This is a genomic window from Pseudomonas fluorescens group sp. PF-1 (genome assembly GCF_054481335.1).
This window is the reverse complement of sequence record NZ_JBTMNG010000001.1, coordinates 1,964,740-1,981,289: the sequence shown is the minus strand read 5'-3', so window position 1 is coordinate 1,981,289 and position 16,550 is coordinate 1,964,740. Positions and strand designations below refer to the sequence as shown.

General features: G+C 54.7%; 18 protein-coding genes, 1 tRNA gene and 1 pseudogene. 4 read left to right on the top strand and 16 right to left on the bottom strand.

Features of this window, described 5'->3' with window-relative positions:
* Nucleotides 1-99: 99 nt before the first annotated feature.
* Nucleotides 100-1,851 (bottom strand): hypothetical protein, encoded by a 1,752-nt coding sequence (locus tag ACX3YD_RS09445; RefSeq protein WP_458959750.1) that lies wholly within the window; start codon nt 1,849-1,851, stop codon nt 100-102.
* Between the two features lie 27 nt (nt 1,852-1,878).
* Nucleotides 1,879-3,012 (bottom strand): dsDNA nuclease domain-containing protein, encoded by a 1,134-nt coding sequence (locus ACX3YD_RS09440; protein ID WP_458959749.1) that lies wholly within the window; start codon nt 3,010-3,012, stop codon nt 1,879-1,881.
* Nucleotides 3,013-3,348: 336 nt separating this feature from the next.
* On the opposite strand from ACX3YD_RS09440, the pseudogene ACX3YD_RS09435 reads away from it, so the two are divergent.
* Nucleotides 3,349-3,888 (top strand): annotated as a pseudogene (locus ACX3YD_RS09435) (transposase); the annotation flags it as partial.
* A 408-nt stretch (nt 3,889-4,296) separates the two neighbouring features.
* Here ACX3YD_RS09435 and ACX3YD_RS09430 read toward each other — a convergent pair.
* The 9 genes from ACX3YD_RS09430 to thrS all read right to left on the bottom strand — a co-directional run bounded on the left by ACX3YD_RS09430 (nt 4,297) and on the right by thrS (nt 11,753).
* A tRNA-Pro gene (locus tag ACX3YD_RS09430) sits at nt 4,297-4,373 on the bottom strand.
* 89 nt (nt 4,374-4,462) lie between these two features.
* The gene (locus ACX3YD_RS09425; RefSeq protein WP_003179985.1) at nt 4,463-4,819 is read right to left on the bottom strand and encodes a MerR family transcriptional regulator; all 357 of its coding nucleotides are present in this window, start codon (nt 4,817-4,819) and stop codon (nt 4,463-4,465) included.
* Entirely contained in the window at nt 4,800-5,102 is a 303-nt protein-coding gene (gene ihfA, locus ACX3YD_RS09420; RefSeq protein WP_002553164.1) for an integration host factor subunit alpha, read from the bottom strand. The genes ACX3YD_RS09425 and ihfA overlap by 20 nt, the downstream gene beginning before the upstream one ends.
* A 3-nt stretch (nt 5,103-5,105) precedes the next feature.
* Entirely contained in the window at nt 5,106-7,487 is a 2,382-nt protein-coding gene (gene pheT / locus ACX3YD_RS09415) for a phenylalanine--tRNA ligase subunit beta (RefSeq protein ID WP_458959748.1), read from the bottom strand.
* A 26-nt stretch (nt 7,488-7,513) separates the two neighbouring features.
* Complete coding sequence (gene pheS / locus ACX3YD_RS09410; RefSeq protein ID WP_047531155.1) at nt 7,514-8,530, bottom strand: phenylalanine--tRNA ligase subunit alpha; 1,017 nt, start codon at nt 8,528-8,530, stop codon at nt 7,514-7,516.
* A 109-nt stretch (nt 8,531-8,639) separates the two neighbouring features.
* On the bottom strand, nt 8,640-8,996 hold the full coding sequence (gene rplT / locus ACX3YD_RS09405) for a 50S ribosomal protein L20 (protein WP_007905879.1): 357 nt from the start codon (nt 8,994-8,996) through the stop codon (nt 8,640-8,642).
* A gap of 28 nt (nt 8,997-9,024) precedes the next feature.
* Complete coding sequence (gene rpmI, locus ACX3YD_RS09400; RefSeq protein WP_002553160.1) at nt 9,025-9,219, bottom strand: 50S ribosomal protein L35; 195 nt, start codon at nt 9,217-9,219, stop codon at nt 9,025-9,027.
* Nucleotides 9,220-9,279: 60 nt separating this feature from the next.
* Nucleotides 9,280-9,831 carry a translation initiation factor IF-3 gene (gene infC / locus ACX3YD_RS09395; RefSeq protein ID WP_172668659.1) on the bottom strand — a complete coding sequence of 184 codons (552 nt, stop codon included), beginning with the start codon at nt 9,829-9,831 and terminating at the stop codon, nt 9,280-9,282.
* Nucleotides 9,831-11,753 (bottom strand): threonine--tRNA ligase, encoded by a 1,923-nt coding sequence (gene thrS, locus ACX3YD_RS09390; RefSeq protein WP_458959747.1) that lies wholly within the window; start codon nt 11,751-11,753, stop codon nt 9,831-9,833. Before thrS ends, infC begins: the two co-directional genes overlap by 1 nt.
* A gap of 376 nt (nt 11,754-12,129) precedes the next feature.
* Here thrS and ACX3YD_RS09385 point away from each other — a divergent pair, with 376 nt between their 5' ends.
* On the top strand, nt 12,130-12,432 hold the full coding sequence (locus ACX3YD_RS09385) for a hypothetical protein (RefSeq protein WP_458959746.1): 303 nt from the start codon (nt 12,130-12,132) through the stop codon (nt 12,430-12,432).
* A gap of 292 nt (nt 12,433-12,724) precedes the next feature.
* Nucleotides 12,725-12,937: a cold-shock protein gene (locus tag ACX3YD_RS09380; RefSeq protein WP_003179963.1), complete on the top strand. Its 213-nt coding sequence runs from the start codon at nt 12,725-12,727 to the stop codon at nt 12,935-12,937.
* Nucleotides 12,938-13,006: 69 nt separating this feature from the next.
* Here the strand turns inward: ACX3YD_RS09380 and ACX3YD_RS09375 are convergent, their stop codons facing one another.
* A complete protein-coding gene (locus ACX3YD_RS09375) occupies nt 13,007-13,327 on the bottom strand; it encodes an I78 family peptidase inhibitor (RefSeq protein WP_047531166.1) in 321 nt (106 codons plus the stop codon).
* Nucleotides 13,328-13,490: 163 nt separating this feature from the next.
* Nucleotides 13,491-13,796, bottom strand: coding sequence for a hypothetical protein (locus ACX3YD_RS09370; RefSeq protein ID WP_047531168.1), 306 nt, complete (start codon nt 13,794-13,796; stop codon nt 13,491-13,493).
* 132 nt (nt 13,797-13,928) lie between these two features.
* On the opposite strand from ACX3YD_RS09370, the gene ACX3YD_RS09365 reads away from it, so the two are divergent.
* Complete coding sequence (locus ACX3YD_RS09365) at nt 13,929-14,138, top strand: hypothetical protein (RefSeq protein ID WP_047531169.1); 210 nt, start codon at nt 13,929-13,931, stop codon at nt 14,136-14,138.
* Nucleotides 14,139-14,141: 3 nt separating this feature from the next.
* Here the strand turns inward: ACX3YD_RS09365 and ACX3YD_RS09360 are convergent, their stop codons facing one another.
* From ACX3YD_RS09360 to rbsK, 3 genes are all read right to left on the bottom strand, one after another.
* Nucleotides 14,142-15,140, bottom strand: a complete 999-nt coding sequence (locus ACX3YD_RS09360) for a nucleoside hydrolase (RefSeq protein WP_256590378.1) — start codon at nt 15,138-15,140, stop codon at nt 14,142-14,144.
* A gap of 73 nt (nt 15,141-15,213) precedes the next feature.
* Nucleotides 15,214-15,618 (bottom strand): D-ribose pyranase, encoded by a 405-nt coding sequence (gene rbsD / locus ACX3YD_RS09355; RefSeq protein ID WP_047531171.1) that lies wholly within the window; start codon nt 15,616-15,618, stop codon nt 15,214-15,216.
* Entirely contained in the window at nt 15,615-16,532 is a 918-nt protein-coding gene (rbsK, locus tag ACX3YD_RS09350; RefSeq protein WP_103406215.1) for a ribokinase, read from the bottom strand. The genes rbsD and rbsK overlap by 4 nt, the downstream gene beginning before the upstream one ends.
* Between the last annotated feature and the right edge of the window lie 18 nt (nt 16,533-16,550).

Genomic DNA, 16,550 nt, shown 5'->3' with positions numbered 1-16,550 from the left:
AAAACCAGATTCGCGATCAGTACCAGCAGAATCCTGGATGCCTTGAGCGCCTTACCCTCGCCGATTTCAACCTAATCCGCGAATGCACCCTGGCTGGGCCTAATAATCAGGAAATTCAGAGCTATTTGAATCCTCATTATCGGACTCATAAAATATTCCCGCGACTGCAGCGCGTGCATCTTCAACAAATCTGAACAGTTCAGGAGACACTTCTTTAAATCCCTCATGTGTCAGCAGACGCTCTTCTTTGCGAAGATTCACCACTTTATCCGCATCAAAAGAGTCAGGCAGCTCCTCATGAGCAAGAATTACTTGCGTATGGGCAGGAGCAGTTGCAGCCAGTACAGCCAATAGTTCCTGTAAATGCTCTTTATCCTGAGCACCTTGATTAGGAGAGTCAATAACAACCGGGGCAGGCAAATAGCCATCTTGGGCAATGGTCCGCCATAGAGCCGCATAGTAAGCAATTATGGAGCGTGCATAGCGACTGCCTGAGTTAAACGGACGCTTCGAAAGCCCCCACTTTTCCAACCCGTCAGGCTTATCCACATCCAACTCGACTATAGCCTGTGCAAAACAGTTTCTGAACCTTTCCAACGGCGCCTTAGAATCATGCGCCACCCCAAGCACCTTCAACTCGGACTTTATACCAGAAAGTAAACCCGCGACAACCTCAACTTCATTAACGACGCACTTTTCCTCCGCTGCCAGCTGAGCATCAGCGGTGTTAGCACTGTAACTTTTTATAAAATCGTCGAAAGTGAACTTCCCCCGTTTCACATTCAGCAGATCTTGAATCGCGCCATATTGCTGACGGAGCTCCAGTGCCATACGTCGATTTCGATCAAGACGCAGACGAATACTTTCTAGGCGACGCTCCAGCGACGTTTTAAGCGATGTCAGCTCTCTAGCATCTTCTGCCAGCCCGAGGAACGTATGAAAAGAATCATCGTGCATTGCATTGCACGTCGGGCATACAAATTTATGATCTTTCGCAGAAACTTCTGCCGCGAATTTAAAGTCTGCAGCATGCTCCTTCAAAGCAGCATTCGAGAGACGAATCTGTTCAGAAAGAGAGAACACTAGCTCTTGATCCTCGACTATATTTTTTCTAAGGCCATCCTGCTTTCTAGCCAAATCTATCGATCGAGCAGTTAGTTCTTTAACCTCAGAATGAAAATCTTTAGCACTTAGTTTGACTGGAGTAATTTTTGTGTTTCGACGAAGCCGGATACGGGTTCGACTAAGCGTAGCAAGTTCGACCTTCAGCACGCTGTTTTTTGCCTTTTTTTCCTGCTCATCCGCCTTCAGTTCGAAATAGCGAGCAGGCCTAACTCGAGCAAAATACTCTAAGGTATGTTCTACTGGACGCTGAAATTGTTTTAGGCTCGAAAAAGTGTCCCAATTCGCCCCAAAAGAACCATCCTGATTAATGAAGAACGGAAGAAAAAAGTTACTAGGCGCAGCATGCCTAAACCGTCCGGAACGGTCAAGAAGACGTAGATCAAATCCCACTACCGCTGCAAATATTTCATTCCATTTGGAGCTGTTCGTAGCAACACCGATAAGCCTACCACCTTCAAAAAGAGCACGGAGATCTTCACGTCGAACCGTGGTCAGCTCTCTGCTCCCTACAGTGAAATCGACTGCAAGTATGGCCGAATAATCCCAGTTCGGAAGGGTCCCATGTGGCTCAGCGTCAAATGCCCGAAATACGGACTTTAAGATTGCTGACTTACCCGCTCCGTTTCTCCCCCATAGCAAGCTCTTCCGAGGATGAAATTCCAGTTGCATCCCTGCCTGCTCCGCCTCGGAGCAGATTCTGATTCTTTTGAATTGCAAGTTCGACATTTTTTTTCTTGCGCATAGCCCGCAATACTAAACGGGGATTTGGTTTAGGTTCCATTCGGTCATCTCATAGATAGCGAGAGCACTGATCTCATCAACCGATAGCTCGGGAAGCTGACCCGCCAAGGCAGCAGCAATAGCTTCAAAGCAAGCCTGATCACTCTGATCAATAGATTCAGCATATTCGCAAGCAGCATAAACGACATGATTGTCGATATGCCAACGATTACCAGTGCCTAGAAGTACTTTTTCTCGCGCACATCTAGAGAGTGCCGCCAATACCCGGTCACTTTTTCGCGATGTCCAATGGTGCGATAGTTTATCGAAGAGTCGACGCCTAGAGCCCTCCCTATCAGGAGTAGCCGATAGACTCTCTACTGCTGCCTTAAACGCCAGCTTACCGAATCCACGTTGTTCCACAAGCTCCGCCCAAGACTTACACTTATCAGTCCGCCGAGCGGTCGCTTTTATCCGCACATACAATGTATCGACCAAAGACGGCGCCTGATTTATATGTTCTGGCGCAACAGCCTGAAGAAAGTGAATCATTTTACCGTTAGTATGTTGCTGCAGGTCATCAACATGTAACGCTATGCGACGCAGTTCTAGCTTATTAAGATTTACCTCGGAAGGCGCGATCCCTTCCATTTCCCCGAACCCAAGGAGCAGCGCATTGGAATGAACAGCATCCCATTCTCCTAAAAAAATATTGGCGACATTCACTGAGCTATCGCCACTCGCTAGGCTCACATCAAATTTTGCATTTGAGGCGAACACACCCCGTGCGTCGATCGTTTTAAACGCCTGAACACTTTTGAACAATTTCGTTACAGGCTTTGAGGTTTTCGGCTTTTTATCCTTCGCAGTTTGCCCAGTAAGATCAGATACACCCCAATAACCATCCTCCTTCTTTTTCAACTGATAAAGCGCGACTTTTTCTGGCGAAGTACTTGAATCAAACTCCGCGATATCTTGCACGTACTCACAGAGGAACATATAGTCCTCATGCCCACCCTGCTCGACTTCAAGGAGACGAACGATAAGCCAGAAATGGGCAAAGTCATGGCCTTTACTTCCATGGCCACCACCAAAATCATGATGACTATCGTCATCCTCAATACGCTCAATCTCGTCTATAGACGTTGATAGCACAGCTGCGGCCATACGTGATCGAGCTCCTTTTTTCCGCAAATCATAGCGACTGGTCCAAAGCTATCAAAAAGCCATCGCTAGGACCACCATTTGATTGCGTTTACTCGCATCACGCCAAGCTTTAGCAATAGCTCCAGCTGCCATCTCGATCATTCACCCCATAAACCAGCACCTCCTGTTTCAGCTTTAGAAGCTTAACAGCACAGATTTCGCCAATGTTGACGTCCAATAGAATCGACGCGCCGCAGTGGGATTGAACATTGTTGATTCGCCTCCCTGGCCCCTCCGGGCTTCCGAAAAAAATATCTGTCGGGATCATTTCGTATGCTGACAAAGCATTAATGGAAGGTGTCGTGTTGTTACGGCATTCGCTCAGAGCGACGGTTGCGCGAAGAGGTCCATTTGAACCTGGCGTATCGCTAGTTCTGCCGGTTTAGGCTGGAAGATGAAGCACTCAATCATTCGACTTTTTCCAAAAATCGACATGGCCGTTTTCGGGAAAGTGATCTGTTTCGCTGGTTGCTCAATGAGGTACTGCGTCGCTGCATGGACGCAGGCCTGGTCAAGGGCGAAGCGTTTGCCGTGGACGCCAGCATCATCAAAGCGGATGCGAGTCGGCAGCGCGACGTACCAGGAAATGAACGGGCCATCTGCAGCGATCTGCCCCTTAGCACCCGCGCCGTGCGTGAGTACCTTGAAGCCCTCAATGAAGAGGTCCTGGCCGAAACACTACCGAAGCGCCTATCACTGACTGCCCCTCAAGCCCGCTGGACCGCTGTTCCGGGAGACTCAGCGTTCTTCGCCTATCTCACGAACTATCTGATCGATGCCGAACACGGTGTAATCGTGGATGTGGAGCCAACACCAGCTCATCGCACGGCCGAGGTCGCCATTGATGTTAAGGACTTCGACATTGGCGGAATACATCAAGGCCGACGTATCCGGCCACCTAGGATCAAGCCACACCTGCGACACCGGAACGAGCTGTGCGGATCGGATAGTGTGCAAGCTACGCCTTGGGCGAGGAAGTCACTGAACGGGACAGCCTGCTGTATCGTCGAAGCCATCTTGAAGGCGCAAAGCTTCGATAAATTGATGAAGCCCTGAAAGGAAGTGAAATATCAAAACAGGATTGGCGCTAAAGGCAACGCGAGGAAGGGCCAAAAGCGGCGTGAACTCAGAATATCCGCGTGCCGCGGCTAGCAGGGCGGAAATGTGTTTACCCCCTTGTTTACCCCTGAGCCAGAAAATGAAAAAGCCCAACCTTTTCAGATTGGGCTAAGTCATTGAAAAATATGGTCGGGACGGAGTGATTCGAACACTCGACCCCTAGCACCCCATGCTAGTGCGCTACCGGACTGCGCTACGCCCCGACTAGGCGTGAAACCTGTTCCTCATCTCGAGGAACGCTCAAGAATATATCGCAAGCTTTTGAAAACTGGAAGTATTTAAAAGCAGGAATTTACTTCTTGAGGACCACCAGAACATCTTCCAGCTCAGCGATCATCTGGCGAATCATTTGTTTGTATTGCGTGGTGTCGTCTTTGGCTTCATCACCGGACAAACGCAGGCGTGCGCCGCCGATGGTGAATCCTTGATCGTAAAGAAGCGCTCGGATCTGCCGGATCATCAGCACGTCCTGACGCTGATAATACCGGCGGTTTCCGCGGCGTTTGACGGGGTTGAGTTGAGGAAACTCCTGCTCCCAATAGCGCAGCACGTGCGGTTTTACCGCACATAACTCGCTGACTTCACCGATGGTGAAGTAGCGTTTGCCTGGGATGACGGGTAGCTCGTCGTTATGACTTGGTTCCAGCATAAGCCTCAACTCGGGCCTTCAACTTCTGCCCTGGACGAAAGGTGACCACACGGCGAGCCGTGATCGGGATTTCTTCTCCCGTTTTCGGATTGCGGCCAGGCCGCTGGCGTTTGTCCCGAAGGTCAAAATTGCCGAAACCGGACAATTTGACTTGTTCGTTGTCTTCAAGAGCGTGCCTGATTTCCTCGAAAAACAGTTCGACCAATTCCTTGGCTTCCCGCTTGTTCAGGCCCAGCTCTTCATACAGACGTTCCGCCATCTCAGCTTTCGTCAAAGCCCCCATACGTCACTTCCTTAACGTGGCGTTCAACCTTTGTTCGAGCGAGGTGAGGATGTTTTGCGTCGCAGAATTCACCTCATCGTCATTAAGAGTGCGCGATGGATGCTGCCAGGTCAAGCCAACTGCGAGGCTTTTTCTATCAGGATCAATGCCTTTACCCTGATACACGTCAAATAGCCTGAGGTCTGTCAGCCATTCGCCTGCATTTTCACGGATTACGTCCAGCACAGCCGCGGCTGCAACGTCTTTGTCCGCAATCAATGCCAAGTCACGACGCACTTCAGGAAAACGCGATAACTCCTGGAATTTAGGCATTTTGCCCGAGGCGACCTCTGCCAGAACCAGTTCGAAAACGAACACGGGACGGTCCAGCCCAAGCGTTTTCGATAATTCAGGGTGGATCGCGCCGACAAAACCGACCAGACGCCCTTCACGCTCGATACGCGCAGTTTGACCCGGGTGCAATGCTGAGTGCTTGCCCGGCACGAACGTGAACGCGTCCAGCGCACCGGCAAAGCCCAACACCGCTTCCACGTCAGCCTTGACGTCGAAGAAGTCCACGGTGTCGCGACCTTGCGCCCAGCCTTCAGGCAGACGGCTACCGCAAACCACACCCGCGAGCATTGGCTCTTGCTTCAAGCCTTCAAGTTGACCGACAAAGCGCAGGCCGCTTTCAAAAAGACGTACACGGTCCTGTTGACGGTTCAGGTTGTGCTGCAGTGCCTTGACTAGGCCAGGCCACAAGGACGAACGCATCGCAGCCATGTCGTTCGAAATCGGATTGGCCAGCAGCAGCGGTTCAACACCCGGATTAAACAACTCGAACTGTTTCGGATCGATGAAACTGTAGGTGATCGCTTCCTGATAACCACGAGCTACCAGCAGTCGGCGCAGTTCGGGCAGATCGCTACGGGCTTCAGCCTTGGCTTGCGGCGCCAGACGCGCTTGCGGGTAACGAACCGGCAGGCGGTTATAGCCGTACAAACGAGCCAGCTCTTCGATCAGGTCGACTTCCAGGCTGATATCGAAACGATGGCTTGGCACTTCTACGCGCCACTGCCCTGCTCCGTCGGCGGTAATTCCCAGGCCTAAAGCACTGAGCAGACGCTCGACTTCGGCCGAATCCATTTCCATCCCCAACATCTGGGCAATGCGTTGGCTACGCAGGGTCACCGGCGCGATCGACGGCAGGTGCTGCTCGCTGACGGTTTCGATGATCGGACCCGCTTCGCCACCGGTGATTTCCAGCAGCAGGCCAGTGGCGCGCTCCATAGCTTCACGGGCCAGTTGCCAGTCCACACCACGCTCATAGCGATGCGACGCGTCGGTGTGCAGGCCATATGAACGGGCCTTGCCAGCGACAGCGATCTGATCGAAGAACGCGCTTTCCAGGAATATGTCGCGAGTGGTCGCAGTGTTGACACCGCTGTGCTCACCACCCATGACACCGGCAATTGCCAGCGCACGGGTATGGTCGGCAATCACCAGCGTATCGCTACGCAGGCTGACTTCCTGTCCATCGAGAAGAACAAGCTTTTCACCCTCTTCGGCCATCCGCACGCGGATGCCGCCGTTGATTTCGGCGAGGTCGAAGGCGTGCAACGGCTGACCCAACTCCAACATGACGTAGTTGGTGATATCGACAGCAGCGTCGATGCTGCGCACCTCGGAGCGACGCAGGCGCTCAACCATCCACAGCGGCGTAGGCAGGGACAGGTCGACGTTACGGATGACACGCCCCAGGTAACGCGGGCAGGCGGCAGGTGCCAGCACTTCAACCGAGCGCACTTCATCATGCGCCGCTGGAACCGCAGCCACTACGGGGCGAGTGACCTGGGCGGCGTACAGCGCGCCGACTTCGCGAGCAAGGCCCGCCAGGGACAGGCAGTCGCCGCGGTTCGGGGTCAGGTCGACCTCGATGCTGGTGTCGTCCAGGTTCAGATACTCACGAATGTCCTGGCCTACAGGCGCATCGACAGGCAATTCCATCAAGCCGTCGTTGCCTTCTCCGACTTGCAGTTCGGCCTGGGAGCACAGCATGCCGTTGGATTCAACGCCACGCAGCTTGGCTTTCTTGATTTTGAAATCGCCCGGCAGCTCGGCACCGATGGTGGCGAACGGAATCTTCAGGCCCGGGCGTACGTTTGGCGCACCACAAACGACCTGGAACGTCTCCGAACCATTACTGACCTGGCAAACACGCAGTTTGTCGGCGTCCGGGTGCTGTTCGGTGCTCAGCACCTCGCCCACGATGACGCCGCTGAATACACCGGCGGCCGGCGTGACGCTATCGACCTCAAGACCGGCCATCGACAGACGAGCAACCAGCTCGTCACGACTTACCTGCGGGCTTACCCAGCCACGCAGCCATTGTTCACTGAATTTCATCCTGCTCTCCTAAGAATTCGTTACGACTAGCGAAATTGCGCGAGGAACCGCAAGTCGTTGTCGAAGAACAGACGCAAGTCGTTCACGCCGTAACGCAGCATGGCCAGACGCTCAACGCCCATGCCGAAGGCAAAGCCCGAGAACTCTTCCGGGTCGATCCCGGACATGCGCAGCACGTTCGGATGAACCATGCCGCAGCCCATCACTTCCAGCCAGCCTGTCTGCTTGCAGACACGGCAGCCTTTACCGCTGCACATCACGCATTCCATGTCGACTTCGGCGGATGGCTCGGTGAACGGGAAGTAAGAAGGGCGGAATCGCACGGCCAGTTCTTTTTCGAAGAACACGCGCAGGAACTCTTCGATGGTGCCTTTGAGGTCGGCAAAATTGATGTCGCGATCGACCAGCAGGCCTTCGACCTGGTGGAACATCGGCGAATGGGTGATATCCGAGTCGCTTCGATACACACGACCAGGGCAGACGATGCGGATCGGCGGCTGCTTGGATTCCATGGTGCGGACCTGTACCGGCGAGGTATGGGTGCGCAGCAACATGTTGGCATTGAAATAGAAGGTGTCATGCATCGACCGGGCCGGGTGATGGCCTGGGATGTTGAGCGCTTCAAAGTTGTGGTAGTCGTCTTCGACCTCAGGGCCTTCGGCAATACCGTAGCCAATATGGGTAAAGAACTGCTCGATGCGTTCCAGAGTGCGAGTAACCGGATGCAGACCACCAGAGGTCTGACCACGGCCAGGCAAGGTCACGTCAATGGACTCGGCTGCGAGTTTGGTGGCCAGATCGGCCTCTTCAAACAATGCCTTGCGCGCATTGAGAACGTCTGTGACACGCTCCTTGGCAACGTTGATCAGCGCACCGACTTGCGGACGCTCTTCTGCCGGCAAATTCCCCAGGGTCTTCATCACCTGAGTCAATTCACCCTTTTTGCCAAGGTAGTGAACCCGGATTTGCTCCAGGGCATTGATATCTTCAGCGCTTTGCACAGCCTCTAGAGCTTGCGAGACGAGCGCATCCAGGTTTTCCATGTACAGACTCCAGATACAAAATAGGGGAAGAGCTTGAAGGCTCTTCCCCTATTTATGACGTTTAACACCTGGCCCCACAGAGGTGAGACCGGGTGACTGTCGGGGGTACTTAAGCCAAGGTGGCTTTAGCTTTCTCGACAATCGCAGCAAACGCCGCTTTTTCGTTCACTGCCAGATCAGCCAGAACCTTACGGTCGATCTCGATGGACGCTTTTTTCAGGCCGGCGATGAAACGGCTGTAGGACAGACCGTTGATACGAGCACCAGCGTTGATACGAGCGATCCACAGAGCGCGGAACTGACGTTTTTTCTGACGACGGTCACGGTAGGCGTATTGGCCTGCCTTGATTACCGCTTGCTTGGCAACACGGAATACGCGCGAGCGAGCGCCGTAGTAGCCTTTAGCAAGTTTCAGAATTTTTTTGTGACGTTTACGGGCAATGACGCCACGCTTTACACGAGCCATGAGTTACTTCCTCTATTCTTGACTAAAATTAACGAAGGCGCAGCATGCGCTCGACTTTTGCCACGTCAGACGGATGCAGCAAGCTGCTACCGCGCAGTTGACGCTTACGCTTGGTCGACATTTTGGTCAGGATGTGGCTCTTGAAAGCGTGCTTGTGCTTGATACCGTTAGCAGTTTTCAGAAACCGCTTAGCAGCACCACTTTTGGTCTTCATTTTTGGCATGTTCGGATACTCCGCATTCAGTTGATAAACATAATCAGAAGGCCTGCCGTGCCCTGTTGATTACTTCTTCTTTTTCGGGGCGATGACCATGATCAGCTGGCGTCCTTCCATCTTAGGATGCTGTTCGACCGAACCGTACTCGAGCAAGTCACCTTCAACTCGCTTGAGGAGTTCCATCCCCAGCTCCTGGTGGGCCATCTCACGGCCGCGGAATCGCAAGGATACCTTGGCCCTGTCCCCGTCACTCAGGAAACGTACCAGGTTGCGCAGTTTTACCTGGTAATCCCCTTCCTCCGTCCCTGGACGAAACTTGATTTCTTTAACCTGAATCTGCTTCTGGTTTTTCTTGGCCGCAGCAACCTGCTTCTTCTTCTCGAAGATCGACTTGCCGTAGTCCATCAGTTTGCAAACAGGGGGTACTGCATCGGCGGAAATTTCCACCAGATCCAGTTTGGCCTCTTCAGCCTTAAGAAGCGCGTCTTCAATTGACACAATCCCAAGCTGCTCGCCTTCAGCCCCAATTAACCGAACCTCGCGTGCCGAGATATTCTCGTTGATCGGGGCTTTCGGTGCAGCTCGTTTATCTTGTCTCATTTCACGCTTAATAATAATTACTCCGAATCTTGGCGACCACGCCGGGAAACCGCTTGCGCGAGGAACTCAGCAAACTGGGCGACGGGCATCGAGCCCAGGTCAGCACCTTCGCGAGTACGCACAGCGACAGTCTGCATCTCGACTTCCCGATCTCCGATAACCAAGAGATAGGGAACCTTGAGCAAGGTATGCTCGCGGATTTTAAAGCCGATCTTTTCATTTCTCAAGTCAGACTTGGCACGAAACCCGCTTTCGTTGAGAGTTTTTTCGACCTCGGCGGCAAAATCTGCCTGTTTATCAGTGATATTCATGATCACTGCCTGAGTCGGCGCCAGCCACGCAGGGAATGCACCCTCGTAGTGCTCGATCAGAATTCCGACGAAACGCTCGAAGGAACCCAGAATCGCCCGATGCAACATCACCGGATGCTTGCGGCTGTTGTCTTCGGAGACGAATTCGGCACCCAGTCGGACTGGCAGGTTAAAATCGAGCTGCAGGGTACCACACTGCCAGACACGACCCAGGCAATCTTTCAGAGAGAATTCGATCTTCGGACCGTAGAACGCACCTTCACCGGGCTGCAGATCGTACGGCAAGCCTGCGCTATCAAGGGCTGCAGCCAATGCAGCTTCGGCGCGATCCCACAACTCGTCGGAACCGACGCGCTTTTCCGGACGAGTGGACAGTTTCATCTCGACATCTTTAAAGCCGAAGTCGGCGTAAACGTCCATGGTCAGTTTGATGAACGCTGCGGATTCGGCCTGCATCTGCTCTTCGGTGCAGAAGATGTGGGCGTCGTCCTGAGTGAACGCACGAACGCGCATAATGCCGTGAAGGGCACCCGATGGCTCGTTACGGTGGCAGGCACCGAACTCGGCCAGACGTATTGGCAACTCGCGGTAGCTCTTCAGGCCTTGGTTGAACACCTGCACATGGCAAGGGCAGTTCATTGGCTTGATGGCGTAGTCGCGGTTTTCCGACTGCGTGGTGAACATGTTGTCGGCGTAGTTGGCCCAGTGCCCGGACTTTTCCCACAGGCTGCGGTCAACGACCTGGGGAGTCTTGATCTCCAGGTAACCATTGTCGCGTTGAACCTTGCGCATGTACTGCTCGAGCACTTGGTACAGCGTCCAGCCGTTCGGGTGCCAGAACACCATGCCTGGCGCTTCTTCCTGGGTGTGGAACAGGCCCAGACGCTTGCCGATCTTGCGGTGATCGCGCTTTTCAGCTTCTTCAATACGCTGGATGTACGCCGCCAGTTGTTTTTTGTCAGCCCATGCGGTGCCGTAAACGCGCTGTAACTGCTCGTTCTTGGCATCGCCACGCCAGTAGGCGCCGGACAACTTGGTCAGCTTGAATGATTTCAGGAAACGGGTGTTCGGCACGTGCGGACCGCGGCACATGTCGACGTATTCTTCGTGATAGTACAGGCCCATTGCCTGTTCGTTCGGCATGTCCTCGACCAGACGCAGCTTGTAGTCTTCACCGCGAGCCTTGAACACTTCGATCACTTCGGCGCGCGGAGTGACTTTCTTGATGACATCGTAATCTTTTTCGATCAGCTGCTGCATGCGCTGTTCGATGGCGGCCAGGTCGTCCGGAGTGAAAGGACGCTCGAAGGCGATGTCGTAATAGAAGCCTTCGTCAATGACCGGGCCAATCACCATTTTGGCGGTTGGATACAGCTGCTTGACCGCGTGACCGACCAAGTGGGCGCAAGAGTGGCGAATGATCTCCAGCCCCTCTTCATCCTTTGGCGTAATGATTTGTAGCGTTGCGTCGCTGTCGATGATGTCGCTGGCATCGGCCAGCTTGCCATTGACCTTACCGGCCACCGTGGCCTTGGCCAGGCCCGCACCAATGGATGCTGCGACCTCGGCGATGGATACCGGGTGATCGAATGAACGTTGACTGCCGTCGGGAAGAGTAATAGTTGGCATGGCGCCTCCTCTCCTAGTGGTGACCCCTACCAAAGGTCACGTGGGTTGGGATGAGCCAGTACAAGATCCGATCCAGGCCGTTCACTGACGAACGCCTGCCTTACAGCGGCAGGAGCCTTGCGGCCAACCGGAAAACCGAACCAGAGTGACTGGGATTCAAATCAGGGTTATTCGTGCGCCTGCCGCGACCGGGACTGAAGGTCGACCGGAGCCTGCAAACGCCCGAGCCAGGCATGCTAGCACAGATGAATGGTCGTCGCGGTGCAGAGCTTTACCAACAGGGTAAATCTTACGTTTTTATGCCAGAGTGCTGAACTTGATCCCCGCTTTACCCCTCGAACATTAAGTCATCGACCCACAAAGGAGCATCCTCGGCATGCGTCTGAATCGTTTATTCGCTGTAGTCGCACCCATCGTCCTGCTGTTGCCGCTGGCAGCCCACGCTGAATGGCCCAAAGCCGCGCGCGATAAATACATGGCTCAGTGCGTCCCTGCGGCCGCACAAAGGATCGGCGACGCTGCGGCCAAGGCCCACTGTGCTTGCGGTGCCGATGCAATCAAATCGTACCCCGCCAAAGATCTACAGGCCCTGATGGACAACAAGGCCAGCAATGAACTGCAACAGCAAGCCCTTACCCAGATTGCCAAGTGCAAGGCCACCAATCCGACGCAAAAATAAGCCCGCTCAAGCTTCAAAATGGCATTTTCAGCCAGCAAACAGCCCCTGAAAATCGCTTTTTTGGACATTTTATGCAGGTTTTACAGCTTTTTTTATCACCTTTACTTTCGGCTGAAAGCCTTTTAAATCAGGGCTTTCAGCGATATCAGTCAACAAAGAATGTGCGACTGTAGGGCAAACAGCACCCGTGGGGGGCTCCCAAAGCGAACATTTCGACTATGATACCCCGGTGTGCCCAGTTGGCCTGAGCAGCACAGTACTACTGAAAATATATGTTTCTTGGAGATACACCATGTCTAATCGCCAAACCGGCACCGTTAAATGGTTCAACGATGAAAAAGGCTTCGGCTTCATCACTCCTCAAGGTGGCGGTGACGACCTGTTCGTACACTTCAAAGCTATCGAAAGCGACGGTTTCAAAAGCCTGAAAGAAGGCCAAACCGTTTCCTTCGTGGCTGAGAAAGGCCAAAAGGGTATGCAAGCTGCTCAAGTTCGCCCAGAGTAATTTCCAGGCGCACTAAAAAAACCCCGTCCATGTGACGGGGTTTTTTATGGATAACGCAAAAGTTGGCGATCAGCCGCAGTTCACGCGAGTCACGACTTTATTGGCGTCGGTGCTCAGGTTGAGACGATCGGAGCGATACTCCAGGGTCACCATGTCATTTGGCGACAGGAACCGCGCATTCTGTGCGCCTGCACGCTTGCGCGCCTGCTCCAGCAGTTCAGCCGAAGCCGTTTTGCCCAGGGTGAATTCGGCCGCTTTCGCTTCGCAACGGCTGTGACCTGTGTCAGTCGTCGTGACAGGGTCAGTTGCCGAATCGGTAGCGGCAGTGCTGCAACCGGCCAGCGTGGCAACGGCCAACAGAGCACCCAATGACGCGAGCTTCCAAGGCATGAAGCCTCCTTTTTCAATAGTTAAGCTGAATTTGTGCGACCGCCAATCCGGCGCTTGGTTCATCGAGCGTTCTGGCAACAAGGCCGCCGCCGCAGACAAACGGCAAGTTTGCCTGAGCATTGCCCTGCCCTTCATGCCTTAATCGTGACTGAATATGAACGGGTCAGTAGACGTCGATGTAATCGAATGCCGGCTTCGGCCAGTTCTGCTTCAGCGCATTGAAGATTTGCATGACCCAGACCTCGTCACTGGCCGCGACCCGTCCGACATAACCAGAACCCTTGGCCCAAGTCTCCAGGCGAAACAGCAACCCGTCGATATCGGTGCCGCCCACGACACCCGATGAAATATAGGCGATACCGCCCTTGGTCACCCGCAACTGGGTGTGCTCATCATCGCTGGCGGCAGCCAGCAGCTGACGCACCGCCTCAAGGGTCAAGCCATCAGGCGTGTTCAAATCGATCTGCACAGCGCAGTCCTTGAAAAGTCGTTAAAGACCAAGTGTCGCATAGCCCTCCATTGATGCCTAAGTTGGAGTGCCAAAAGTCTTGCAAAATGGTTAACTCGGCACTCAGACCCTCCCGACCGCACGAGCACCACAATGACCACCGTAAGCATCGACGCCGCCATTAACGCCAAGTGGTCAGAGGGCCACAGCTCTTATAGCCCCGGCAGCCCGGAAGAGCTCGCAATCATCGGTATCGATTTACTGGTCAAGGAACTGGGCACCGAAGCTGCCCAATCCTTTATCCAACAGATTTTCGAGAAATACCCGCCCCATCAGGGCGGCGGACATTCCGAACGCTCGTAAGGGTTACTTCAGGCGGGCCAAGCGTTCGGTCAGCAGATCGAAGAATCCCTGGGCGTCGCCGCTGTCCACCCAGAACGCATTCTTCGGCGCCCCGAGGCCGTTATGCCAGTCGACAATGGTTTGACCGAAGGTCGGCCCCTCGCGACTGTCGACTACTACGTTGACATGGCGACCGCTGAACAGCTCCGGCTTGAGCAGGTAAGCAATGACCGTAGCGTCATGCACGGGGCCACCCGGGATACCGAAGTACTCCATGTCGCCCTTGATGTACTCACTCAGAATATCGCCGACCAGTTTGCTGGCATTGTTGTCCAGCGCCGCGATCTGCTGCAGTCGCGCATCACTGGTGAGAATCTTGTGGGTCACATCCAGCGGCAGGTAAGTCAGCCTTGCGCCACTTTTGAGTACAACCTCGGCAGCGTGTGGATCGGCGAACAGGTTGAATTCCGCGACAGGTGTGATGTTGCCGCCATTGAAATGCGCACCACCCATGATCACGACGTCCTTGATGCCCTGGACGATTTCGGGCTCCTGGATCAGCGCGAGCGCCAGGTTGGTCTGCGGCCCCAACATGGCGATGGTGATGCTGTGGGGCCTGGCTGCCTTCAGGGTGTCGATCAGGAAGTCGACCGCACCGCCCTTGGCCAAACCTTTCTTCGGTTCGTAAACGAGGACACCCGACAGACCCTCCTTGCCATGAATATCTTCGGCATGGATAGGCGTTCGCTGCAGCGGTGTCGGCGCCCCGGCGTAGACCGGCACGTCCTCGCGCCCCGCCCACTCCCGGGCCAATCGTGCGTTGCGTGACGTCTTGTCCAGCCGAACGTTGCCAGCGACCGTGGTCAACGCATGGATATTGAGTTCGTCCGGCGATGCCAGTGCAAACAACAATGCGATCACGTCGTCAGCACCGGGGTCGGTATCGATGATCAAGTCGATCTTTTCCACAGCCTGAACGCTGCTTGGGTTAATCAGGGACAAAAGCAACAGACTCCGACGCAAGAGTTACAGTTTCCGAGTATAGCGACACATGACCCATGCCTTGTGCAGGACAGAAACAGAGAAACCAAGCGATTCAGAACGTCACTCCGGCGACCAGGACGATATTGCAGTAAGGCTGGCATTCACCGGTACGAACGATCGCCCGGGCTTGCCGGCTGAGGACTTTGAATTGTTCATGACTCAGCAGCTCACGCCGGCCAAGCGCGCCCTCGGCGTTCAGCTTGTCCAGCGCGACCAGCGCCGACGGCTTTTTCTCCAGAATCTCTTGCGCCAACACATGGCTTTCGACCTGCATTTCGCTGAGTACAACGTTCAAAGTGCTGATGAAGTCCGGAATGCCGTGGGTCAAGGCCAGGTCAATCAGCTCGACCCCCGGAGGTACCGGCAACCCCGCATCGCCGATCACCACTTTGTCGCCGTGGCCCAGCGAAGCAATCAGCCGCGACAGCGCGACGTTGAGCAAGGGTGTCTTTTTCATGGTGTATTAAAAGCCTGTACATCGGACAAGGTGGGAATGGAGGGTTGCGCACCAGCACGGGTGACCGACAGCGCCGCAGCGACCTGCCCGAAACGAATCGCTTCAGCCTCACTTTGGCCAGACGCCAGCGCGGCGGCGAATCCGCCGACGAAGGTATCGCCGGCCGCGGTGGTGTCAACCGCCTTCACCGCTGGCGCCGGAAAATGCTCGGAACGCGTGCCATCGTTGAACAGGGCGCCATCGGCCCCAAGCGTGACAATCACTTTTCCGGCCCCCATCTCGATCAATCGGTTAGCGGCTGATTGCGCCGATTGCCGAGAGTCCACCAACACGCCACTCAGTGCCGACGCCTCGCTCTCGTTAGGAATCAGATAGTCGATGTTCGCGTACCAGTGCGCCGGAAGCGGACGACTGGCCGGCGCGGGGTTGAGGATCACGATCTTGCCCAGCTCTCGACCACGCTTGAGCGCATGGCCGACCGTCGCATCCGGCACTTCCAACTGGCAGATGATGACGTCGGCCGATTGCAGCACCGAGTCGAAGCAGCCGATCACGGCTGGCGTCAGCAAACCGTTGGCACCGGCGACGATCACGATCGCGTTCTGGCTGTTGTCATCGACCACGATCAACGCCACGCCACTGGAACCGTCCACGGTACTGACTGCCTGACAATCGATCCGTTCGGCCAACAGCGCTTCGCGCAGCTCCTTACCGTAGGCATCGCTGCCCACGCAGCCAACCATCGACACCTGCGCCCCGAGTCGCGCGGCGGCTACGGCCTGATTCGCGCCCTTGCCGCCAGAAACCGTGGTAAAGGATTCACCAATCAGCGTTTCCCCGCCCCGCGGCAGCCGAGGCGCGCGGGTGACCAAATCCATGTTCAGACTGCCTATTACCACTACTTTTGCTGGCATACATCACTACTCATTCGT

Excerpts from the sequence above, each read along its gene's own strand:
- ACX3YD_RS09385 (WP_458959746.1), top strand. The coding sequence starts at position 12,130 with ATGCGTCTGAATCGTTTATTCGCTGTAGTCGCACCCATCGTCCTGCTG.
- ACX3YD_RS09445 (WP_458959750.1), bottom strand. The coding sequence starts at position 1,851 with ATGTCGAACTTGCAATTCAAAAGAATCAGAATCTGCTCCGAGGCGGAG.
- pheT (WP_458959748.1), bottom strand. The coding sequence starts at position 7,487 with ATGAAATTCAGTGAACAATGGCTGCGTGGCTGGGTAAGCCCGCAGGTA.
- ACX3YD_RS09380 (WP_003179963.1), top strand. The coding sequence starts at position 12,725 with ATGTCTAATCGCCAAACCGGCACCGTTAAATGGTTCAACGATGAAAAA.
- pheS (WP_047531155.1), bottom strand. The coding sequence starts at position 8,530 with ATGGAAAACCTGGATGCGCTCGTCTCGCAAGCTCTAGAGGCTGTGCAA.
- ACX3YD_RS09365 (WP_047531169.1), top strand. The coding sequence starts at position 13,929 with ATGACCACCGTAAGCATCGACGCCGCCATTAACGCCAAGTGGTCAGAG.
- ACX3YD_RS09440 (WP_458959749.1), bottom strand. The coding sequence starts at position 3,012 with ATGGCCGCAGCTGTGCTATCAACGTCTATAGACGAGATTGAGCGTATT.
- rbsK (WP_103406215.1), bottom strand. The coding sequence starts at position 16,532 with ATGCCAGCAAAAGTAGTGGTAATAGGCAGTCTGAACATGGATTTGGTC.
- ACX3YD_RS09375 (WP_047531166.1), bottom strand. The coding sequence starts at position 13,327 with ATGCCTTGGAAGCTCGCGTCATTGGGTGCTCTGTTGGCCGTTGCCACG.
- rpmI (WP_002553160.1), bottom strand. The coding sequence starts at position 9,219 with ATGCCAAAAATGAAGACCAAAAGTGGTGCTGCTAAGCGGTTTCTGAAA.
- thrS (WP_458959747.1), bottom strand. The coding sequence starts at position 11,753 with ATGCCAACTATTACTCTTCCCGACGGCAGTCAACGTTCATTCGATCAC.
- ACX3YD_RS09425 (WP_003179985.1), bottom strand. The coding sequence starts at position 4,819 with ATGCTGGAACCAAGTCATAACGACGAGCTACCCGTCATCCCAGGCAAA.
- rplT (WP_007905879.1), bottom strand. The coding sequence starts at position 8,996 with ATGGCTCGTGTAAAGCGTGGCGTCATTGCCCGTAAACGTCACAAAAAA.
- rbsD (WP_047531171.1), bottom strand. The coding sequence starts at position 15,618 with ATGAAAAAGACACCCTTGCTCAACGTCGCGCTGTCGCGGCTGATTGCT.
- ihfA (WP_002553164.1), bottom strand. The coding sequence starts at position 5,102 with ATGGGGGCTTTGACGAAAGCTGAGATGGCGGAACGTCTGTATGAAGAG.